The 21,317-nt window shown below is 68.5% G+C and carries 19 protein-coding genes and 6 pseudogenes; 12 read left to right on the top strand and 13 right to left on the bottom strand.

The genetic code is table 11. The features are described from left to right. The first annotated feature begins 22 nt into the window (after window positions 1-22). Complete coding sequence (locus tag FHX68_RS11365) at window positions 23-1,399, top strand: IS30 family transposase (protein ID WP_141920245.1); 1,377 nt, start codon at window positions 23-25, stop codon at window positions 1,397-1,399. Here the strand turns inward: FHX68_RS11365 and FHX68_RS11370 are convergent. Together FHX68_RS11370 and FHX68_RS11375 are read right to left on the bottom strand one after the other, a co-directional pair. Then, window positions 1,347-1,874, bottom strand: a complete 528-nt coding sequence (locus FHX68_RS11370; RefSeq protein ID WP_141920247.1) for a DDE-type integrase/transposase/recombinase — start codon at window positions 1,872-1,874, stop codon at window positions 1,347-1,349. The two genes, FHX68_RS11365 and FHX68_RS11370, sit on opposite strands and share 53 nt — an antisense overlap. Before the next feature lie 163 nt (window positions 1,875-2,037). Continuing rightward, complete coding sequence (locus FHX68_RS11375; protein WP_074040652.1) at window positions 2,038-2,361, bottom strand: IS3 family transposase; 324 nt, start codon at window positions 2,359-2,361, stop codon at window positions 2,038-2,040. A gap of 127 nt (window positions 2,362-2,488) precedes the next feature. Here FHX68_RS11375 and FHX68_RS11380 point away from each other — a divergent pair, with 127 nt between their 5' ends. Next, a complete protein-coding gene (locus FHX68_RS11380; protein WP_141381635.1) occupies window positions 2,489-3,868 on the top strand; it encodes a transposase in 1,380 nt (459 codons plus the stop codon). Window positions 3,869-4,048: 180 nt separating this feature from the next. Here FHX68_RS11380 and FHX68_RS11385 read toward each other — a convergent pair. Further along, window positions 4,049-4,582, bottom strand: a pseudogene (locus FHX68_RS11385) (IS256 family transposase); the annotation flags it as partial. A gap of 162 nt (window positions 4,583-4,744) precedes the next feature. On the opposite strand from FHX68_RS11385, the gene FHX68_RS11390 reads away from it, so the two are divergent. The 3 genes from FHX68_RS11390 to FHX68_RS11400 are packed head-to-tail and all read left to right on the top strand — an operon-like array spanning window position 4,745 to window position 7,892. Then, window positions 4,745-5,971, top strand: a complete 1,227-nt coding sequence (locus tag FHX68_RS11390) for a tyrosine-type recombinase/integrase (RefSeq protein WP_141381567.1) — start codon at window positions 4,745-4,747, stop codon at window positions 5,969-5,971. Beyond that, complete coding sequence (locus FHX68_RS11395) at window positions 5,968-6,903, top strand: tyrosine-type recombinase/integrase (protein WP_141381568.1); 936 nt, start codon at window positions 5,968-5,970, stop codon at window positions 6,901-6,903. Before FHX68_RS11390 ends, FHX68_RS11395 begins: the two co-directional genes overlap by 4 nt. Then, the gene (locus FHX68_RS11400) at window positions 6,900-7,892 is read left to right on the top strand and encodes a tyrosine-type recombinase/integrase (protein ID WP_141381569.1); all 993 of its coding nucleotides are present in this window, start codon (window positions 6,900-6,902) and stop codon (window positions 7,890-7,892) included. Before FHX68_RS11395 ends, FHX68_RS11400 begins: the two co-directional genes overlap by 4 nt. A gap of 81 nt (window positions 7,893-7,973) precedes the next feature. Here the strand turns inward: FHX68_RS11400 and FHX68_RS11405 are convergent. The 6 genes and pseudogenes from FHX68_RS11405 to FHX68_RS11430 form a co-directional block, all read right to left on the bottom strand. After that, window positions 7,974-8,696 (bottom strand): annotated as a pseudogene (locus FHX68_RS11405) (IS256 family transposase); the annotation flags it as partial. Between the two features lie 190 nt (window positions 8,697-8,886). Continuing rightward, a pseudogene (locus tag FHX68_RS11410) lies at window positions 8,887-9,231 on the bottom strand (IS21 family transposase); the annotation flags it as partial. Window positions 9,232-9,240: 9 nt separating this feature from the next. Beyond that, on the bottom strand, window positions 9,241-10,596 hold the full coding sequence (locus FHX68_RS11415) for an FAD-dependent oxidoreductase (RefSeq protein ID WP_141380549.1): 1,356 nt from the start codon (window positions 10,594-10,596) through the stop codon (window positions 9,241-9,243). A 149-nt stretch (window positions 10,597-10,745) separates the two neighbouring features. Next, window positions 10,746-11,051 (bottom strand): annotated as a pseudogene (locus FHX68_RS11420) (IS30 family transposase); the annotation flags it as partial. A gap of 288 nt (window positions 11,052-11,339) precedes the next feature. Then, window positions 11,340-12,362, bottom strand: coding sequence for a nucleotide-binding protein (locus FHX68_RS11425; protein WP_141380550.1), 1,023 nt, complete (start codon window positions 12,360-12,362; stop codon window positions 11,340-11,342). Further along, window positions 12,359-12,511, bottom strand: a pseudogene (locus FHX68_RS11430) (ISL3 family transposase); the annotation flags it as partial. The gene FHX68_RS11425 and the pseudogene FHX68_RS11430, both read right to left, overlap by 4 nt. 30 nt (window positions 12,512-12,541) lie before the next feature. Here FHX68_RS11430 and FHX68_RS11435 point away from each other — a divergent pair. The 4 genes and pseudogenes from FHX68_RS11435 (at window position 12,542) to FHX68_RS11450 (ending at window position 15,061) form a co-directional block, all read left to right on the top strand. Next, a complete protein-coding gene (locus FHX68_RS11435; protein ID WP_141380551.1) occupies window positions 12,542-13,006 on the top strand; it encodes an S-ribosylhomocysteine lyase in 465 nt (154 codons plus the stop codon). A 132-nt stretch (window positions 13,007-13,138) separates the two neighbouring features. Beyond that, window positions 13,139-13,879: a 5'-methylthioadenosine/S-adenosylhomocysteine nucleosidase gene (mtnN, locus tag FHX68_RS11440; RefSeq protein WP_141380552.1), complete on the top strand. Its 741-nt coding sequence runs from the start codon at window positions 13,139-13,141 to the stop codon at window positions 13,877-13,879. A 106-nt stretch (window positions 13,880-13,985) separates the two neighbouring features. After that, a pseudogene (locus tag FHX68_RS11445) lies at window positions 13,986-14,462 on the top strand (arsenate reductase/protein-tyrosine-phosphatase family protein); the annotation flags it as partial. A gap of 164 nt (window positions 14,463-14,626) precedes the next feature. After that, the gene (locus tag FHX68_RS11450) at window positions 14,627-15,061 is read left to right on the top strand and encodes a hypothetical protein (RefSeq protein WP_141380553.1); all 435 of its coding nucleotides are present in this window, start codon (window positions 14,627-14,629) and stop codon (window positions 15,059-15,061) included. Between the two features lie 240 nt (window positions 15,062-15,301). Here FHX68_RS11450 and upp read toward each other — a convergent pair whose 3' ends face one another. Beyond that, window positions 15,302-15,934 (bottom strand): uracil phosphoribosyltransferase, encoded by a 633-nt coding sequence (gene upp / locus FHX68_RS11455; protein WP_141380554.1) that lies wholly within the window; start codon window positions 15,932-15,934, stop codon window positions 15,302-15,304. A 144-nt stretch (window positions 15,935-16,078) separates the two neighbouring features. On the opposite strand from upp, the gene FHX68_RS11460 reads away from it, so the two are divergent. Further along, a complete protein-coding gene (locus FHX68_RS11460; RefSeq protein WP_141380584.1) occupies window positions 16,079-16,510 on the top strand; it encodes a nucleoside deaminase in 432 nt (143 codons plus the stop codon). A 25-nt stretch (window positions 16,511-16,535) separates the two neighbouring features. On the opposite strand, the gene FHX68_RS11465 is transcribed toward FHX68_RS11460, so the two are convergent. Further along, entirely contained in the window at window positions 16,536-17,648 is a 1,113-nt protein-coding gene (locus FHX68_RS11465; RefSeq protein ID WP_141380555.1) for an alpha/beta fold hydrolase, read from the bottom strand. 73 nt (window positions 17,649-17,721) lie between these two features. On the opposite strand from FHX68_RS11465, the gene proC reads away from it, so the two are divergent. After that, on the top strand, window positions 17,722-18,555 hold the full coding sequence (proC, locus tag FHX68_RS11470) for a pyrroline-5-carboxylate reductase (protein ID WP_141380556.1): 834 nt from the start codon (window positions 17,722-17,724) through the stop codon (window positions 18,553-18,555). 139 nt (window positions 18,556-18,694) lie between these two features. Here the strand turns inward: proC and FHX68_RS11475 are convergent, their stop codons facing one another. Beyond that, a complete protein-coding gene (locus FHX68_RS11475) occupies window positions 18,695-19,366 on the bottom strand; it encodes a potassium channel family protein (protein ID WP_141380557.1) in 672 nt (223 codons plus the stop codon). An 8-nt stretch (window positions 19,367-19,374) separates the two neighbouring features. Beyond that, entirely contained in the window at window positions 19,375-20,817 is a 1,443-nt protein-coding gene (locus FHX68_RS11480; RefSeq protein ID WP_141380558.1) for a TrkH family potassium uptake protein, read from the bottom strand. 78 nt (window positions 20,818-20,895) lie between these two features. Here FHX68_RS11480 and FHX68_RS11485 point away from each other — a divergent pair, with 78 nt between their 5' ends. Next, window positions 20,896-21,306: an ArsR/SmtB family transcription factor gene (locus tag FHX68_RS11485; protein WP_141380559.1), complete on the top strand. Its 411-nt coding sequence runs from the start codon at window positions 20,896-20,898 to the stop codon at window positions 21,304-21,306. Window positions 21,307-21,317 lie beyond the last annotated feature (11 nt).

The following is a 21,317-nucleotide window of genomic DNA, read 5'->3' on the forward strand; positions in this document are numbered from 1 at the left end:
TGTGGGACGACCGTCAGATTGGATGAAAGAAGTGACGGGGCGGGCGCCGATGCGTTCGCCCGGCCATCCCGGTCATCCGCGTGCAAGGGAACGTGAGTTCTGGGCAAAGATCAGCACCGGGCTACTCCCGACTGAGGCTGGGATCGCGCTCGGCGTGGCTCCTGTCGTCGGATCGCGTTGGTTCCGACAATCAGGCGGTATGACACCGTATTCGTGGCCAGCGCCGTCTGGCCGATATCTGTCGCTCGCTGAACGGGAAGAGATCGCGATCCTCCGCGCAACGGGCGTGGGGGTGCGCGGGATCGCCAGGGCCGTAGGCCGCAGCCCCTCGACGATTTCCCGAGAACTGCGCCGCAACGCCGCAACGCGAGGCGGCAAGCTCGAATACCGCGCGTCGGTTGCGCAGTGGAAGGCGGAGCTGTTCGCGAGGAGACCGAAGGTCGCGAAACTGGTCGCGAATCCACGGCTGCGCGAGTACGTGCAAGACCGGCTTTCCGGGCAGATTCACCGCGCGGATGGGAGCGTGGCCGTTGGGCCGACCCCGCCGCGATGGACCGGGCAGAACAAGCCCCACCGGAAGGACCGGGGCTGGGTTCTCGGGTGGAGTCCGCAGCAGATCGCGAACCGGATCAAGCTCGACTTCCCCGATGATGACAGCATGCGCATCAGCCACGAGGCCATCTACCAGGCGCTGTTCATCCAGAGCCGCGGAGCGCTCAAACGCGAGCTCATCCTGTGTCTGCGCACCGGGAGAGCACTGCGAATGCCCCGAGCCCGGTCCAAGCGGGTGCCATGGGCCCACGTGAGCGCTGACGTCCTGATCAGCGAACGGCCCGCGGAAGCCGAAGACCGGGCGATCCCTGGCCACCACGAGGGCGACCTCATCATCGGCATCAACAGATCCGCGATCGGCACCGTCGTCGAACGGACCACAGGATTCACCACGCTGGTCCACCTGCCCCGCGAGCACGGATGGCGCGAACAACCCATCGTCAAGAACGGCCCGGCGCTGTCCGGCTACGGAGCCCTCTCGATGAACAGGGCCCTCGCGACCGCGATGAACACGCTGCCCGCGGAACTCAAACGCTCCCTGACCTGGGACCGCGGGAAAGAGATGTCCGCCCACGCTCAGTTCACCATCGACACCGGCCTGAAGGTCTACTTCGCCGACCCTCACAGCCCCTGGCAGCGAGGCACGAACGAGAACACGAACGGACTACTCAGGCAGTACTTCCCGAAGGGCACCGACCTCTCCCGCTGGACCCCAGACGACCTCGCCGCCGTCGCCCATGCCCTCAACACCCGACCACGCAAGCGCCTCGACTGGCGCACCCCTGCCGAAGCACTCAACGACCACCTAGCATTGCTGCAAACAAGCGGTGTTGCGACGACCAGTTGAATCCGCCGACGCTGCCCGCATCCGTGTGGTGCGTCAGTCCGGTGAACGCGGTGACGCCTTCACGTCGGCGCGCCCATAGCGCCATGTCGAGACAGTCCAGCACCAGCGGCGTCGTCATGCTCGTCGCGGCCCGCCATCCCAGGATGCGTCGGGAGTGCGCGTCGAACACGAACGCGACGTACACCCATCCGGACCACGTCCACACGTACGTGAAGTCCACGACCCACAGCTGGTTCGTGCGCAGCCGTGCGAAGTGGCGGTCAACGAGGTCGGCAGGTCTGGTCTGCCTCGGCTCCGTATCGACCGGACGCTTGCGTCTGCCGCGAACCACGCCAGCGATCCCCAACTCCCGCATGAGACGTTCGACCGTGCAGCGGGCGATGTCGTGCCCGTTGCGGCGCAACCGAAGCCACAGCTTGCGCGCGCCGAGGACCTGCGTTGCTCCTGCCACGTGGCCAGGATGATCGGCTTCCACCGCTCATCCGACACCGCCCGAGGCGACTGGCCGCGCCCTCTGGCGTCGTAGTACGTCGATGGGGCGATCTTCACGCCATGCTGGGTCAGCACCGTGCAGATCGACTCGACACCCCATCGCAGCCCGCCGTCGGCGCGCTCCCTGTGCTCGTCGATGAAGACGACTATCTCTTGTGTGGCCGGTCGAGTTCGGCCGCGAAGAAAGCTGATGCTGCCTTCAAGATCTCGTTCGCACGACGAAGCTCGGCGTTCTCACGCTTGAGGCGCTTGATCTCCACCGCTGCGTCGGTCGTGACGCCAGGCCGGTCGCCGGCATCGACTTGCTGGCGGCGAATCCAGGTGCGGATCGTCTCGGGCGATCCCACACCGAGCATCTGCGCCACCGCGCTCATCGCCTGATACTCGCTCGGATAGTCGGATCGCACCTCGGCGACCATACGGACAGCGCGCTCACGAAGCTCACGCGGGTACTTACTGGGACGTCCCATGAGACAGATCCTTCCAAGGAATCCTGTCTCCGGACACGCCGGGGCGAGTCAGCTGTTGCATGAATCCGGGGCGTGTCGCATGATTGGGTGACTCAGTTTCGTGTCTTGACCTGGGATAATCGGGGTTGTGGGGTACAACTTCGTTGGTGTTGATCGTGATCAGCCGTTCTTGTTGCCGCCGTCGCTGACGGACTGGCTGCCACCGGATCATCTGGCGTGGTTCGTGCTGGACGCGGTTGCGGAGCTGGATCTGTCGGAGTTCGTGAAGGCGTATCGGGCGGATGGTCGCGGCGGCGCGGCACATGACCCGTCGATGATGGCCGGGCTGCTGCTGTATGCGTACTGCACCGGGGTGGTGTCGTCCCGCAAGATCGAGGCTGCCTGCCAGGTCGATGTCGCGTTCCGTGTCATCGCTGGCAACTTGGTCCCCGATCACACCACGATCGCGAGGTTCCGCGCGACCCATGCGGACGCGTTGGCGGGTCTGTTCACGCAGGTGCTGGCGATGTGCGCCGAGGCGGGGCTGGTCAAGGTCGGCACGATCGCGGTCGATGGGACGAAGATCTCCGTGTCCGCGTCGCTGGATGCGAACAGGACGCGTGAGGCGATCATGAAGCAGGTCGAGGAACCGATCGCCGCCGCCGAGGCTGCCGACGCCGGCGAGGATGAGGTGTTCGGGGCGGGGGTGCGCGGTGACGAGGTCCCCGCCGATCTCCGCGACCGCACCAGCCGCCGCGCCCCGCTCGCGGCAGCGAAAGCGCGACTTGACGCGGTCGACGCGGCCCGCCAAGCCGAGTACGACGCACACCTCGCCGAGCGCGCGGCGAAGGAGCAGGCGGCGGGGAAGAAGCTGCGGGGACGCAAACCCAAGCACCCGGCGGAGAAGGCACCGAAGACGAACCCGCCGAAAGTGAACACGACCGACCCAGAGTCACGGATGATGCCGATCCGCAACGGGTGGGTGCAGGGCTACAACGCGCAAGCGGTCGCGACCGAGTCGCAGATCATCATCGCGTGCGATGTCACCCAGGACACCGGCGACACCGCCCAGCTCACCCCGATGATCGCCGCCGCTGACCGAGAGCTAGACGCAGCCGGTGTCACCGAGCCCATCGGGGTCGTGCTCGGCGACGCCGGATACTGCACCGAAGCCGTCCTCGCCGGCCTGCCCGACGACGGGCCGGACTACTACCTCGCCGCACGCAACATGCGTCACGGGAAGCCCCGCGTCGGATCCCGCGGACGCCTGCCCGCGGGCGCGACGCTGATGGACAAGATGGACCGGAAGGTGTCCCGCAAGGCCGGACGGGTCCACTACGACAAACGCAAGTGGATCATCGAGCCTGTCTTCGGTCAGATCAAGACCGGCAGAGGAATCCGCTCTTTCACCCGCCGCGGCTTCCACGCCGCGGCAGCCGAGTGGAAGCTCATCGCCGCGACCCACAACCTCCGCAAGCTCCACCGCCACCTGCTCGCCACAGCCGCCGCCCCGATCACTGCGATCTGACCGGCCAACGCGGCGGAGCCAACGAGCTGACCGCGTCCAACACGCGTCCTCAACCAGCGCGCACGACGCTCATCGGCCCATCGAGACCGCCGCCCGCTCGAGCGTCGGGACCGACGCCCCACTGACCACACCACCCCGCCACACATTCACGCGACAGCCTCTGGGGTCCGGCGGTTTTCATTAGTAGGTGGTTCTCTCGAACCGTCCGGCGAAGGTGATCGCGAACGCGTTGAGCGCTGGCTTCCACCTGATCACCCAGCGTGCCCTGCCGCCGCCGGTGGGGTCAAGCGAGCGGGTCACGAGGTAGAGACACTTCAACGCGGCTTGCTCGTTCGGGAAGTGCCCGCGCGCCCGGACCGCCCTGCGGTATCGGGCGTTGATCGATTCGATCGCGTTCGTCGTGCAGATCACCCTCCGTATCTCGACGTCGTACTCGAGGAACGGCACGAACTCCGCCCAGCCGCTCTTCCAGAGCTGGATGATCGCCGGGTATCGCCCACCCCACTCGGCGGCGAACTCTTCGAACCTGTCTTTCGCGGCCTGCTCGGACGGGGCCGTGTAGACCGGTCTGAGCGCCTTCACGATCGCGTCGCGGTGTTGGCGGCCGGCGTAGCGGAAGCTGTTGCGGATCAGGTGCACGATGCACTGCTGCACAACCGCCTGCTCCCACGTCGTGTTGATCGCTTCGGGGAGTCCCTTCAGCCCGTCGCAGACGCTATGCCGACATCGGCATAACGTCTGTTATGCCGTGCTCGCGGTTATGCCGATGATGCTCGGGCGGTCCTGGTCAGCGGCGGTGGGCGGGCTCCGGTTGTCGGCATAATCGTGTGATCCTGATCGGCTGGTCTTCTCAACTTGAGGAGACAGGAGTTGATCATGGTCAGGATCGAGATCGAGGGACGCGGTGTGCTCATCGCCGGTCCACTGGAAGACATAGCCCGCCGGTTCGAGGACGAACTTGTCCGGCGGGGGTTCACGCGGAAGTCGCTGATGAACCAGTTGCGGCTGCTGGCCCATCTGTCCCGGTGGCTGCAGGCGCGGGGCATCGCGGTGGGCGAGTTGACGGCGGGGCAGGTCGAGGTGTTCCTCGCTGAGCGGCGCCGCACCCACACGGGCCTGTTCTCGCGAAAGGCGCTTGGCCCGACGCTGGAATGGCTCGCCTACGAGGGCGTGATCCCGGCCGCGGCGACCATCGCGCCGACGGCTACGGATCCGGTGGAGTTGGTCGGGTTTGAGGGGTATCTGCGCGTTGAGCGTCACCTGGCGGCGTCCACGATCGCGGCAAACGTGGCCCGGGCGCGCAGGTTCCTCGCCGGGTATGCCCCGCCAGAAGGAGCGGTCGCGTTGACCGCGGCGGAGGTGACGCGGGCGCTATTGGACGAGGGCGTCACCCGTCGCCCGGTGTCGGTGAAGGCGTTCGGATACACGCTCCGGGCGCTGCTGAGGTTCTTCTTCATCACCGGTGTGACGAGTCACGACCTTTCGGCGGCGACGCTGGTGATCCGTTCCCCGCAACCCTCCCGCCTTCCCGTCGGCGCGAGTCGCGACGAGGTGGCTGCACTCTTGGTCTCTTGCGACCGTGACACCAGCGCGGGACTGCGCGACCACGCGGTGCTCTTGCTCCTGGCCCACCTCGGGCTGCGTGCGATCGAGGTCGCCCGGCTCCGACTGGACGACCTCGACTGGCGCCGTGGCGAGATTCTCGTGCGGGGCAAGGGCAATCGTGACGAGCGGCTCCCGCTGCCCGCCGAGGTCGGTGAAGCGGTCGTCGCCTACCTGCAAGAGGCGCGCCCTGCCGGAGTCGGGTTCCGGGAGGTGTTCGCCGCCGACCGCGCGCCGCTTCGTCCCTTGACACGGGAAGCGGTCGGCGGGATCGTCGAACGCGCCTGCGACCGGGCGAGCCTGGCGAGGTTCGGGGCGCACCGGCTGCGGCACACCCTCGGCGAGCAGATGGTCGCCGCCGCGGTCCCGCTGGACGCGATCGGGCAAGTGCTGAGACACGAGACGGCGCTGACAACCGCGGGCTACGCGCGCGTCGATGTCACGGCGCTGCGCGACCTGGCGCAACCCTGGCCCGCCATGACGGGCGGCGGTCGGTCATGATCGCCTGGGAAGCGCACGTCGATGACTACTTGCGGCTGCGCCGCCAGCTCGGATTCACCCTGGTCTGGGACGAGCACCTCCTCGGACAGTTCACGACGCACCTGAACGCCGCCGGGGCCAGGCTCCTGACGACGACGGCGATGATCGACTGGGCCGGTCTGCCTCGCCCCGACGGCGGGGCCGGAGCATCACGCGCGGCAGTGAGGATGAGGGCGGTGCGCTCGTTCGCCGCCTACATGCACGCCCTCGACCCAGCCCACGAGGTCCCGCCCGCGGCGGTGTTCTCGCACCAGACGCGACGGACCACGCCCTACATCTACACGCCCGGCGAGATCACCGGTCTGCTGGAAGCGGCTGGCCGGCTGCGGCGATACGAGCGTTCGCGGATCTTCCCGGTCGTGTTCGGGCTCCTCGCGGCGACGGGCATGAGAGTCGGGGAACTCCTCGCGCTCGACGCCGACGAGGTCGACCTGGACGCCGGGATCATCACGGTCAGCCGCGGCAAGTCCCGCGACCCCCGGCTCGTCCCCGTCCATGCCACGACAGCGGCGACGCTCACCGAGTATGCCGCCCGGCGCGCCGATCGCACGGCGCAGTCCGCGGCGTTCTTCATTGATCACCGCGGCAGGCGGCTGTCTCGCTGCAACACGCAGTATGCGTTCGAGCGGGCCCGCGAGGCCGCTGGCCTGACCGCGGGCGGGGCCAGGCCGCGGATGCACGATCTGCGGCACACGTTCGCGGTCACGACGCTGCTGGGCTGGTATCGCGAGGGGGCGGACGTCGCGGGCCTGCTGCCGAGGCTGTCGACCTACCTCGGCCACAGCAACCCGGCCAACACCTACTGGTATCTCACCACCGTCCCGGAGCTGCTCGCCCACGCCGCCCGCATGCTCAACATCGCGCAGCAGACGACGCGGGAGGCGCGCACATGACCGCGTTCGCTCCGCTGCTGCAGGCGTTCTTCACCGACCGGCTCATCACTCAACGCCACGCCAGCGCGAACACAATCGCCGCCTACCGCGACACGTTCAGGCTCCTGCTCGCCTACCTTCACGAGCACACCGGGACGGCACCTGCGGGCCTGGACATCGGCGATCTCGACGCGACCCGAATCGGCGGGTTCCTCAGTCATCTCGAACACGAGCGGGGCAACAGTCCCCGCACCCGCAACGCGAGGCTCGCAGCGATCCACTCACTGTTCTCCTACGCCGCACTGCGGCATCCAGAGCACGCCGACACCATCGCCCGGGTCCTCGCGATCCCCGCCGCGAGAATCCAGCGCAACCTCGTCACCTGGCTCACCGACGCCGAGACCACCGCGCTGCTGGACGCCTGCGACCAGACCACCCGCACCGGAAGACGCGACCACGCGATGTTCGCCCTCGCGATCCAGACCGGGCTGCGTGTCAGCGAGCTGACCGGGCTGAACCTCGCCGACATCCGCACCGGGACCGGCGCGCACGTCCACTGCCTCGGCAAGGGCCGTAAGGAACGCGCCACCCCGCTGCTGCCCGACACCATCGCGATCATGAACGCCTGGATCACCGAACGCGCCACCCCCGGCACGGAGCCGCTGTTCGCGACGACCACAGGCCGGCGCCTGAGCCGCGACGCGGTCGAAGCCAGGCTCCGCCACACCACCGCGGGAGCGGCCAAGTCCTGCCCGTCACTGACGGGAAAGAACGTCACCGTCCACACGCTGCGTCACACCGCAGCGATGCGGCTGCTGCACGCGGGCGTCGACGCGACCGTGATCGCGCTCTGGCTCGGGCACGAGAACGTCGCCACGACCAGCATCTACATCCACGCCGACATGACCATCAAGGAGCAAGCGATCGCGAAGACCACACCGGTCGGCACCAGCCCCAGCCCGCGCTACCAGCCCAGCGACACGCTCCTGGCGTTCCTCGACCGGCTCTGATTATGCCGACAACCGCAGCCCGGCCACCGCCGCTGACCAGGACCGCCCGAGCATCATCGGCATAACCACGACCACGGCATAACAGACGGCGATCAGGACATCCTCGACGCCACGGTTCTTCAGCTCCGTGAACACCTGCAGCCAGAACCTTGCGCCTTCGCCGCCATCACCGGCCCAGATCCCCAGGATCTCCCGTTCCCCGGCCGTGGTGACGCCCATCACGACGTAGAACGGGGTGTTGCGGACCTGCCCGTCGCGGACTTTGACGACGATCGCGTCGACGAAGATCACCGGGTAGAGCGCGTCCAACGGTCGCGCGGACCACTCCGCGAGCTCCCCGGCGACTTTCTCCGTGATCCGGCTGATGGTGTCCTTGGAGACCTTCGCCCCGTAGACCTCGTCGAAGTGCGCCGCGATCTCACCTGTCGTGAGCCCGCGGGACGAGAGGGAAAGCACGATCTGATCGATCCCCTCGAGGCGGCGTTTCCGTTTGGGGACGATGACCGGCTCGAACGACCCATCCCGATCCCTGGGGACCTCGATCTCCACCGGGCCGATCTCGGTCAACACCGTCTTGACCCGCGTCCCGTTGCGCATATTCGCGGCCGTCGGCGTCCCGCCGTGATCATGGCCGAGATGCTCGGTCAGCTCAGCGTTCAACGCCGTCTCGAGCACACTCTTGGTGAGCTGGTTCAGCAGCCCTCCCGGGCCCACCAGGCTCACGCCCTGTTCCTTCGCCTGCGCGAGCAACCGCTCCGCGAGGTCCTTCTGATCGATGATCTCCCCGGTCACGGGATCAATCATCGTCTCGTCCAACATCTTGGTCGTGTCAGCCACGGCCATCTCCTTTCGGATCAGGCCGGACCCTCACACACCGTTATTCAGACAGTCCCCAAACGATCAATTTCGGTCCGATGTGGATTCCTACAAGACGCACCGACCGACCCACCGCGCTTGACTCTGCCGTAACGTCAACCGGAATGGTTATGAACATGAAGCCGTAGTGGGAGCGGAACAGCACCCAGCGTTCGTTCTCGTCGCGTAACCGGTCGCCGCCGTGGATGACCTGGACGACGGCGGAGGTGAGGTTGTCGTAGCGGATGTGGCGGGTGGGGATGCCGCCCAGGGCGTGGAAGGCCTCGATGTGTCCTTCGAGGAAGGCCTCCTGTCCGCCGGTCGGGTAGACGCGGTGGATGGCCTTGCCGGAGTGGGACAGGCGGTAGACGAACATGTGGCACTTGGTCTTGACGCCGTCGAGGATGACGTAGACCTCGCCGAAGTCGACCTCGGCCTCGGCGCCGGGGGCGTGGTCCTGCGGCACCATCGCTTCCACCCGGCGCATCACCGGTCAGGCCAGTGGCTCCAGGGTGCCGAGCACCTCGTTGAAGGCCTCGGTGCTGGACGGGTGGGTCCAGATCCCGTCGCGCAGGTCGGAGACCTTAGCGCCCAGCCGGATGGCCAGGGCGACCATGTTGACCAGCTCCTGGGAGTCGATGGAGAAGATCGTCGCGCCGAGGATCTCTTGGCTGTCGGCGTCGACGAACAGCTTGAACAGGCCGTGGGTCTCGCCGACGATCTTCGGCCGGGGCATGGCGGCGATCTTCGCCACCTCCTTCTTCGCCATCAGGACGTTGCGGCCGGACTTGCGGGCCTGGGTCTCGTCCATGCCCACCATCGACAGCGGCGGGGTGATGAAGGTGGTGTTCGGCACCGCCACGCGGTCGCTGCGGCGGCGCGTGCCCTGGCCCATCACCGCGTCCCACACGATGCGGTTGTCGTCCAGCGAGATGTAGGTGAACTGCGGGCCGCCGTTGACGTCGCCCACCGCGTACACACCGGGGACGCTGGTCTGCAGCTGGTCGTCCACGACGACGAAGCCCCGCTCGTCCACCTCGATGCCGGCGGCCTCCAGGCCCAGCTCGCCGGTGACCGGCACGCGTCCGGCGGCCACCAGCACGGCGTCGGCCGCGAAATCGCCCTTGGTGGTGTGCACCACGGCGTGTGTGCCGTCGTCGTCCAGCGACGTGGGCCGGACGCCCTGCTCGATGGTGACGCCCATGTCGAGCAGGGTCTGCCTCACGGCCTCGGCCACGTCCCGGTCGACGCGGGGAAGGAACTCCTCGCCGCGGTCGAGGATGGTGACCTTGGAGCCGAAGTGGGTGAACATGCTAGCGAACTCCAGCCCAATGAAGCCGCCGCCCACGATCACCAGCCGTTCGGGCAGCGGGTCGATGTGCTGGATGGTGGTCGAGTCGAACACCCGCGGTGAGTCGAAGCCGGGCAGGTCGACGCGGCGCGAGGTCGCACCGGTGCCGATCACCACGGTCTCGCCGGTGAGCTCCACCTGGCCCTCGGCGGTGTCGACGACGACCGTCCGCGGGCCGGTGAACCGGGCGGTGCCGTCCACCAGGGTGACGCCCGGCTTCTCCAGCATCTGGTGGTTCGCGGCGTTGAGCGTGCCGATCAGCGCGTCGCGGCCGGCGACGGCGGTGCGGAAGAACTCCTGCGGGTCGTCGGAGTCGCGACGCTCCTCGGCCGAGACGACGAGGTCCTTGGTCGGCACGCAGCCGATGTTGATGCAGGTGCCGCCGTACATCTCGGGCGAGCGCTCCACCAGCGCCACGGTCTTGCCGGCGGCCGCGAAGCGCCCCGCCAGGGTCTTGCCTGCCTTGCCCCAGCCGATCACCAGCAGGTCAACGTCCATCACAATTCTCCTTCGCGTAGGCACGCTCTCGCTCGCAACGCTCGCAATCCACGAGGTGCGGGATTTGCCGGTGGGCATCCTTCCAGCGGTACCGCTGAGATGGAAAGCCAACTGCTGACATCGCTCTGCTGGTCGGAGCCACGGCAGGTTCAACCGGTCGTCGCAACGCCGGCTTCTTCCAAGGATTGTAGTTGCTCTTCGAAGACCTCGGCCGGTGTTCTCCAGCCGAGGGTCTTGCGGGGGCGGCTGTTTAGGGTGTGGGCCACGGCTTCCAGATCTTCTGCTGTCCAGCGGGACAGGTCGGTGCCCTTGGGGAAGTACTGACGCAGCAGCCCGTTGGTGTTCTCGTTGCTGGGCCGCTGCCATGGGCTGTGGGGGTCAGCGAAGTAGACCTTCGTGCCGGTCTCCAGGGCGAAGGTGGCGTGAGCGGATAGTTCCTTGCCGCGGTCACGGGTACCGGCTGGTTCTCCCGCGGCATCGGCCGAATGGAGGACAGTTGCGGAGCACGCGCTTCGAGAGCTCAGGCGGCTTCAGAAGAGGCCTCTGCACGTCGCGCAGGCGCTCAGCACGCTCGTTGGCGATCCTGCCACGGGCGCTACCCGCCGATTGCGCGACATCGTGCACCGCTCGGTATCTCGTGCACGATGTCAGTCGACGCCGCCGGTGGGAGTTCACCGACGGTGGTACGGCCGGCGCGGTGCGTGCTTCATTACAGCTCGCCCCCGCGCTCATCCGGGACATACCTACGCCGGCGTCGAACGGCCAGCGTCCGTGTGAGACGTCGTATCCGAGTGAGAAGCAGTCATCGAAATCGACGTCACGCGACGCAGAGCCTGAAGATGTCGGCTCTGTCGTTCGGCAGAGTCGACCGCGGCGGCCACGGCGACCTGGCCGAACAGACCGAGCCGGGGCATCGCAATCCACGACGGGGCAAACACACTTCCCCAGACAATTGCCGCCCATATCCACTCCGCAGCCGCGGTCACCGTCCACGCGTAACCAGGCTGTTGACGCGCGACTGCAGTCATCATGAGCGGAATTACGGCTAGCAGCAGGGTCCCAAGCGCGGCCGGCAACGCGACACCTCGCCAAAGCCGTCGCGGACGCCGATACTGAGCGAGCACGGCAACGTGTAGCAGCACGAGCGCCACCACGCCCAATGCCGCGAAAACGACCATCCCGATCACAGTCGATCCGACTGAGGTCTCTGACGGCGCAGCGGCGTCCTCCGGCCGCTGCGACAACGCCAGCAAGAACCCCCCGAGCACCAAGATGACGATCGGCGCCACAGCAGCACTGATGTACCAGGCCATCAATCGATTTGATGCCCCGCTACCCTCGTACAACGGAATAGCGCATCGACGGATGATGCGTGCCTCCTCGGACAGCACTGGCCGTCGTGCGGCTAACGCCTCCGCACGCTGGTCCAACTGCTTCTCACGCGCGGCCCGGCTGAACGGCATCAACTCGGGCACCGCGACCGCCACCGTAATGCAGAACACCGCCAAAGCGATGATGACGACGTCGGTGCCCGGCGGCACGATGCCCGAGATCTGAGAGTGCAGGTTCTTCACCGGAAGGCCGACGGTCGGAATCGTCCAGTCCGCAGCTTCGCTCCAGCGGAGTGCGGAGCCCTGGGGATCCGCGTCGATGATGAACACCTTCAGGTCCTGGGCCGCGAATGCTGCAGCGAGATGGCAGGTGGTCGTGGTCTTTCCCGTGCCGCCCTTCAGATTCGAGACGGCGATGATACGTGGCTTGGTCATGAAGCCAATTGGGGGTGTGGTCGGGGTCTGAATCCTCCGGTTTCGAGGAGGCTGCGGTGGATGTAGTTGTGGAGGTTGCGGATTCCCAGGGCGGAGCCGCGTAGGTGCTCGAGGCGACCGTTGAGGGCCTGGGTGGGGCCGCCGGCCGCGGAGGCGAGGGCGCGACCTAGACTTCTGGCATGAGCGAGCGCATGAACGTCGAGTCCTTCAACCTGGACCACCGCACCGTGGTCGCCCCCTATGTCCGCGTCGCCGACCGCAAGGAGCTGCCCGGAGGGGACGTGCTGGTCAAGTACGACGTCCGATTCACCCAACCCAATGTCGCCCACCTGGAGATGCCCGCCGTGCACTCCATCGAGCACCTCACCGCGGAACTCATGCGCAACCACACCGACCGGCTCGTCGACTTCTCACCCATGGGCTGCCAGACCGGCTTCTACGCCCTGGTGCTCGGGGTGGAGACCGAGGACTTCCTGCCGCTGCTGGAGCAGACCTTCCGCGACATCCTCTCCGCCACCTCGGTGCCCGCCGCCAACGAGGTCCAGTGCGGGTGGGGCGCCCACCACTCGTTGGAGGGAGCGCAGGAGGCCGTGCGCGACTTCCTCTCCCACCGCGCGGAGTGGGAGGACGTCACCGCCTCCTGAGTGCCGGGGCGACCGCCTCCCCTCCTGTGGCGCCCGGCCTGCCCGAGTGGGGCCGCCCTCGGACCCTCCCGCGCCCACCTCCCGCCGCACGACCCCACATCCCACCCCAGCCCCCGTACCCCGAGGAGTCCCATGAGCGTCTGTCCGACCGCCCCCACCACCCGCGAGGGCGTGCGGGCCGTCATCCAGTGCGCCATGGACATCGAGGCAGGACCCTTCCTGGACGCACTGGGCCCGGATGCCCGCACCACTGCCATCGGGCAGGTGGAACGCCACCGCCAGACCTTCACCACGGGAACCCTGGACGGGTCCACGGTGCTGGTCGTCGTCTCCGGGATTGGTCTGGCCAACGCCGCCTCCGCCACCGCCCGCGCCCTGATGATGGTCGATCCCGACGTGGTGATCGCCGCGGGCACCACGGGCGGACTTGCCCCGGACGTCGAGGTCGGAGACGTCGTGGTGGGGACCTCCACCACCTACAACGACGCCGACGCGACGGCCTTCGGCTACGTGCGCGGCCAGATCCCGCGTATGCCCGTGGACCACCGCTCCCCGGAGTTGGCGGTGCTGAAGGCCGAGAACCTCTCCCGCCATGTCAGCCAGCGGGTGCGGGTCGGGCAGGTCGTGTCCGGGGACTCCTTCGTCACCGCCGCCAATGTCGGGTCCATGCGTGCGGAGTTTCCCCAGGCCCTGGCCACCGACATGGAGACCGCCGCCCTGGCCCAGGTCTGCTTCGGCGAGGGTGTCGGCTGGGTGTCGGTGCGCGCGGTGTCCGACCTGTGCGGTCCGCGCGCCGACCAGGACTTCCACATGGACTCCACGCGCGCCGCGCGCTTCAGTTACGAGGCCGTGCGCGCCTACCTCTCCATGTGAGGAGGGAGGACGGCCGGGAGACTGCGGGAGGAAGCCGCGGAGGGAGTTCGCGGAGGGAGTTCGCGGAGGGCGGCTCGCCGAGGAGGCATCCGCGGCCGCACGGGACGTCCTGGTCGATTCCGCGGGGATCTCTGACGAGGAACACGGCAATCCGATCGACCCTCGCGCTGCCCGTGTGCTGCGCGAGGCCGGCCACCGTGTTCCTGACCACCGTGCTCGGCAGGTGAGTGCCGCAGAGCTGGACTCCTGGGACCTGGTCCTGGCGATGACCCGCCAGCACCTGCGGGCCCTGGAACGCCTGGCGGAACGCGTCGGGGTGGAGGTCATCCCCGATGCCCCCGGCGGGGAACGGGGTGTCGTGGACCTGCGGATGTACCGCTCCTACGATCCACTCCTGGGTGCAGCGGGCAGCACGGGAGACGCCGCGGCCCACCCGTCACGGGACATCCCCGCCGACTGGGACGTGCCCGACCCGTGGTACGGCGGTCACGAGGACTTCGTGGAGACGCTGCATCTCATCGAGAGGGTGAGTCCCGCCCTCGTCGACCACCTCCGCGACCTGCGCGACGGGCCCCGCCCCTGATGCCCGGTCGGCACATTCGCGCCAGCGCGACCCGTTCTCGGCGTCCCGCCTCCCGGCGCACTTCCCCCGGCCGCGGCTCCTCGCGGCGCAGGCCCTCGCGTCGGCGCAGGTCCGAGGGGGACAGTGCCGCCTCCATCCTCACCAAGGCGGCCCAGGGCTGCGGCGTGAGCCCCAAGGCACTGTTGGTGATCCTGCAGAAGGAACAGGGTCTGGTCACGGCATCCGGCCCCGCGCTGGTCCCCTCCCGCTACCGCTCCGCCATGGGCTACGCATGTCCCGACACTGCGACCTGCAACGATGACTTCAGCGGGTTCGCCCGCCAAGTCTGGTTCGCCGCCCACCAGTTCCGCGTCTACGAGGGCGATCCCGGCCACTTCAGCTTCCGGGCAGGTGAGACCAGGCCGGTGCTGTTCAACCCGGATCCCGACTGCGGGTCACGGGTGGTCACCATGGAGAACCAGGCCACGGCGGGGCTCTACAACTACACGCCCTACCAGCCCGACGACGCTGCGCTGTCAGGCTCCGGCTCCAGCTGTTCGAGCGGGGGGAACCTCAACTTCTTCGCCTACTGGAAGGCCTGGTTCGGGGACACCCACTGAGGGGTGGACGACCGACCGCGCGCGCGAACTCGGTGGTTCCTCCCCACACTGTAAGCCCACCCCGGAGCTCCCGGACAGCGCCGGGGGCCCCGGAGGACTCCTGCGGGTGACTCCAGCGCGGCCCACTGTGTCCCCGGGGCCCTCAGACGTGGGCGGGCGCGGGCCTGCCTGGCCGGGTCGCCTCCTCCAGCAGCTCCAGGACGTGGCGGTACTCCGAACCGGTCGCGCTCGCGGGCGCGCTCAGACGGTGCCGTACAGCCGGTCTCCCGCGTCGCCGAGGCCGGGCACGATGTAGCCCTTCTCGTTGAGGCCCTCGTCGAGGGCGCCGAGCACGAGGGTCACGTCGCGGTCGCCGACCTGCTCCTGGATCTTCGCGACGCCCTCGGGGGCGGCGAGGATGCAGATCGCGGTGACGTCCTGTGCGCCGCGCGCGAAGAGGAAGTCGATGGCCGCGCCGAGCGAGCCGCCGGTGGCGAGCATCGGGTCGAGCACGAAGCACTGGCGGTCGCTGAGGTCTTCGGGCAGGCGCTCCGCGTACGTGTACGGCTGCAGGGTCTCTTCGTCGCGCGCCATGCCGAGGAAGCCGATCTCGGCGGTGGGGAGGAGCTTCACCATGCCGTCGAGCATGCCGAGCCCGGCGCGCAGGATCGGCACCACGAGGGGGCGCGGCTCCGAGATCCGCACGCCCGTCGTCGTGGTCACGGGGGTCTGGATCTCGATCTCCTCGACCCGCACGTTCCGGGTGGCCTCGTAGGCGAGGAGGGTCAGCAGCTCCTCGGTGAGCTGGCGGAACACCGGCGAGGGGGTGCGCTCGTCGCGCAGCACCGTCAGCTTGTGGGTGATGAGGGGGTGATCGGCAACGTGCACGCGCATGGCATCCAGCCTACGGCGTCGGGGCGCCCCGACTCAGCCCTCGGGCTCCGGAGCGAGGTTCGGGCCGATCCGCCGATCCGGCGCTCGCCGCGCCTCTACGCTGGACCGGTGACCCTTCCGACGCCGCCCGCCGACGACGCGGCGATGGGCCGCGCCCTCGCGCTCGCCGCGGAGGCCGCCGTCGCCGGCGAGATCCCGGTCGGTGCCGTCGTGATGGATGCCTCGGGCACGCGCCTCGGCGAGGGACGCAATCTGCGCGAAGAGACCCACGATCCCACCGCTCACGCCGAGATCGTCGCCCTGCGGGCAGCCGCGGAGTCGCTCGGCTCGTGGAACCTCGAGGGCTGCACGCTCACCGTGACGCTCGAGCCCTGTGTGATGTGCGCGGGTGCGATCCTGCAGGCGCGCGTCGGCCGGGTGGTGTTCGGCGCCTGGGACGAGAAGGCCGGGGCGGCGGGCTCGGTCTACGACGTGCTGCGCGATCGGCGGCTGCCCGTGCGGGCCGAAGTCGTCGGCGGCGTGCGCGAAACCGAGTCTCAGGCGCTCCTGCGGGCCTTCTTCGACCCGCGCCGCTGACGCCGCGGCCTGGCCGGCGGGCTGCTCAGTCCGACGAGCTGAGGATGATGGTCTCGGTCGGCGGCGCCGGGTCGGCGGGCCGTCCGATGTAGCCGATCACCTCGAGCAGTGCGCGCCGGAACAGGGCCGGACGCTCGAGGTGCGGCGAGTGCCCGACGCCCTCCAGCACGACCTCCGTGACCGTGCCGCCGGCGGCACGGTAGGCGTCGAGCACGTCGCGGGTCTGCGACACCATCGGCTGCGCGGGGGCGATCTCCTCGCCCGGCCAGCCGGGGATCACGCCGATGGCGCCGAGGTGGTTGAGATCGAAGAACGAGGCATCCGAGACGATGGCATCCACGGTGCCGTGCACCCACAGCACCGGCGGCTTCACGGCGAGATCGACGATGCCCGAGGTGTTGAAGTAGCCCGGCGCCATCGTGTTGAGCACGCCGATCTTTCCGGCCGCGAACCCCGGCCAGTTTGGGCTCTCCACGCCGTCGCCGGGGTAGTTGCCGACCGCCGTGGATGTCGTGTTCATCGACTCGACCCAGAGGTCTTCGTGCTCGCTCGTGTAGCCCGGTGCGACGTAGCCGGAGCGGAAGACGTTCCGGGGTGAGGTGGGGGCGTCGTCGGTGGTGTCGCGGTCGGTGAGTCGCTGCACGAAGTCGGCGTTCGCCCCGCCGGCTCCGGTGCCCGCGTCGTCGTCGGTGAGGCGTGAACCGTCGCGGCGCGTGCCGCCGAACCCGTAGGGCGAGACGGGGGCCTGCAGGGTGAGCGAGAGCGCCGGGTGGTCGAGCGCGTACTGCATGACGACGCCGCCGCCCATCGACCAGCCGACGAGGTGGGCCGTCTCGATGCCGAGCGCGACGAGGGTGGAGCGCACGTCGTCGCTGAAGTCGCGAACACCGCGGGTCGCGTCGACCGGCAGGCTCTCGGTCTCGCCGAACCCGCGCAGGTCGATCGCGATGACCCGCAGATCGCTCGGCAGATCCTGCATGAGCTCCTGCCAGAACAGGCTCGACGAGACGTTGCCGTGCACGAGCACGACCGTCTGCTCCGGCGCGGTGGCCGGGTCGTCGCCTGCCCGCTCGAGGATGTTCACGGTCAGCCGATCGGTGTCGATGAGGCGCGAGGTGATGCCGTCCAGGAGGGTCATGACGGCATCCTACCCCCGCCCCCTAGGGACCTGAATGGACTCTCAGTTAGCCGGGATCCGTAGGATGGATGCCATGGCTCAGACCCTCCCCACGATCGCGATCCTCGGTGCCGGTTCGATGGGAGGAGCCATCGCGACGGGGCTCGCCCGCTCCGGTCGCGCCCCCCGCGTGACCGTCACCAACCGCAGCGCCGCGAAGGCCGAGACCCTCGCCGGACTCGAGGGCGTGACCTCCGTCGCGCTGGCCGACGCCCCGGACGCCAACCTCGCCGCCGCCGCGGCTGCCGACATCGTGCTCGTCGGGGTGAAGCCGGTCATGGTGTCCGATCTGCTGCGCGAGATCGCGCCCGCGCTCCGGCCCGGAACGATCGTCGTGAGCCTCGCGGCCGGCGTCACCCTCGCGACCTTCGAGGCGATCGTCGGCGACGGGGTGCCCGTCGTGCGCGCGATGCCGAACACCCCCGCCGTCGTCGGGAAGGCGGTGACCGGCGTGTCGGCCGGCACCGCGGCATCCTCCGACGACGTCGCGCTCGTGCGCGCGCTGTTCGAGACGTGCGGCGTGGTGATCGAGGTGCCCGAGGCGCAGATCGACGCGCTGTCGTCGATCTCGGGGTCGGGGCCGGCGTACGTGTTCCTGCTGATCGAGGAGTTCACCGAGGCGGCGCGCGGCAAGGGTTTCAGCGATGCCGATGCGCGCCTCATGGCCGAGCAGACCTTCATCGGCGCCGCCGCGCTGCTGGATGCCACGGGGGAGGATCCGGCGGAGCTCCGCCGCAAGGTCACGAGCCCGAAGGGAACGACCGAGCGCGCCGTCGCGGTGCTGCAGGGCGCCAACCTCGCCGGGCTCTTCTCCGAGGCGACCGACGCCGCCGTCGCCCGCGCCAAGGAGCTCGCCGCCGGCGCCTGACTCTCCCCGCCCGGCCCCGAGCCCCGCGAGAAACCACCTCCCTCCCCGAGAAATCAGGTGTGCCGTGGTTTCTCGGGGGTGAAGTGGTTTCTCGGCGTGAAGTCCCGACCCCGCGCGACCGCCCGGGCGGCGGCGCGGGTCAGCGATCGAGCGAGGCGAACCGCTCGATGTCGCTGCTGGTGCCCGCCACGATGATCAGGTCGTGGTTGGTGACCACGGTGTCCTCCTCCGCGTAGCGGAAGGGCTTGCCCGGGCTCTTCACCCCCACGATGGTCACGTTGTACTTCGAGCGCACGCCCGACTCTTTCAGGCTGATGCCGCGGATGAACTTCGGCGGGTACATCTTCGCCAGCACGAAGTCGTCGTCGAAGCGGATGAAGTCGAGCATCCGCCCCGAGACGAGGTGCGCGACGCGCTCGCCGGCCTCGCGCTCCGGGTAGATCACGTGGTTCGCGCCGACGCGGGCGAGGATCTTGCCGTGGCTCTGCGAGACGGCCTTCGCCCAGATCTGCGGCACCTTCAGGTCGACCAGGTTCGCCGTGATGAGAACGGATGCCTCGATCGACGACCCGACCGCGACGACCGCCACCTGGAAGTCCTGCGCCCCGATCTGCTTGAGCGCCTCGATGTTCCTGGCATCCGCCTGCACCGTGTGGGTGACCCGCTCCGACCACTTCTGCACGAGGTCGAGGTTCTCGTCGATCGCGAGCACCTCGCGGTCGAGGCGGTCGAGTTCGCCGGCGCACGCGGCACCGAAGCGGCCGAGGCCGATCACGAGGACGGGAGCGTCGCTCCTGAGTTGTTCAACCACGGTGCTGCTCAACCAACGATCGGCCTCTCGACGGGCAGCGAATAGTGCTGCGATCGGTTCGTCGCAGCCACCGCTGCGGCGAGAGTCACTGTACCAACGCGGCCCATGAACATCGTCAGCGCGAGCACGTACACGGCCGGATCGGGGAGGTTCGCTGTAAGCCCCGTCGACAGCCCCACGGTCGCGAATCCCGAGATCACGTCGAACAGCACGTCCTCGATCGGCGCTTTCGTGATCTGGCCGATCGTGATCGTCGAGATCGCGCAGATCGTGGCGCCCCACGCGACGACCGACAGCGCGACCCGCTGCACGTCGCTCGGGATGCGCCGACCGAATGCCTGCACGCTCGGGCGGCCCTTCGCCTCCGACCAGACAGCGAGCGCGAGCACCGCGAGCGTCGTCACCTTGATGCCGCCGGCCGTCGAGGCCGACCCGCCGCCGACGAACATCAGCATCGATCCGACGACCAGCGACGACCCGTTCAGCTGCGAGATGTCGATGATCGAGAAGCCTCCCGAGCGGGTCATCGCCGAGAGGAAGAATGCCTGGAAGGTGGTGTCCCAGGCATCCATGCTCCCGAACGTCTCGGGGTTGTCGTACTCGAGCAGGAGGAACGCGCCGGCGCCGACGAAGAAGAGGATCACCGTCGTGATGACGGTGAGCTTGGCGTGCAGCGACCACCGTCGCACGTGGAAGTGGTGACGCCACAGCGTGAAGATGACGGGGAACCCGATCGACCCGAGGAACACGCCGATCATCAGCACGGTGAGGAAGAAGTAGTCGTGCGCGAACGGCGTGAGCCCACCGGCGTTGGGGGAGAACCCGGTGTTCGTGAACGCCATCGCTGAATAGAACGGCGCCTCCCACAGTGCCGTCACCGGGTCAACGCCATTGATCAGCAACGATGGATATAGCAGGATCGCGAGCGCCGCCTCGATGACGAGGGTCGACAGTGCGACGGTCGACAGCAGCTGGCCCACCTCACCCAGGCGCACGGCCTGCCCCTCGTTGACCGGGCCGCCGTGGGCGCGCAGCGGGTTCGTGTCGGCCGCGGCGATGAGCTTCGCCCGCAGCCCGAGGCGCTTCGAGATGACGAGACCCAGAATGGATGCCAGGGTCAGGACACCGAGCGCGCCGACGTTCACCCCGATGTAGACGAGCACATGCCCGAACGGCGACCAGTGCGTCGCCATGTCGACGGTCGACAGGCCCGTCACGCAGATCGTCGAGACGGCGGTGAACAGGGCGTCGGCGAACGGCGTGCGGGTGCCGTCGGCCGATGCCGCCGGCAACGAGAACAGGGCCGTGAACAGCAGGATGAGCGCGAGGAAGACGAGGACGGCGAACCGAGACGGCGAGGCCATCGCCAATTCGCGCAGTCCGTGACCGAAACGGGTGGCGGATGCGGCCAGGCGCCGCCCGGCGCGGACGACGACGGAGTCCTCCGCCATGACCGCCTCCTCTCCTCGTTCGCTGCCGCTGGGTCGTTGTCATGGTACTCGGGCGGCGGCGCGGGCTAACCTAAGGGCATGGCGGACATCTTCGACGTGATCGCCGACGGTACCCGTCGGGACATCCTGCAGCTTCTGCGCGAGCGAGCGGCCTCGGGCGAGCACGGCACGAGCGTCTCGCAGATCGTCAACCAGCTCGGTGTCAGCCAGCCGACCGTGTCGAAGCATCTGAAGGTGTTGCGCGAGGCGGAGCTCGTCTCGGTGCGCGAAGAGGGCCAGCATCGCTACTACAGCCTGTCGACCGCGCCGCTCGACGAGGTGGATGACTGGCTGGTCCCCTTCTTCGACGACGGCATCGCCGCCGCCGACGCTGCGGCCGGCACCGGGCTGACCGACTCGGCCGCGGCTGCCGCCGACCTGGTGGGGCGCGCCGCGGCATCCACCAAGCACGCCTTCGAGAGTGTGCTGAAGAAGATCCCCGGCCGCTGAACCGGCACAGG

Origin of the sequence: Microbacterium lacticum, assembly GCF_006716815.1 — a bacterium.
GTDB classification, from domain to species: Bacteria; Actinomycetota; Actinomycetes; order Actinomycetales; family Microbacteriaceae; genus Microbacterium; species Microbacterium lacticum.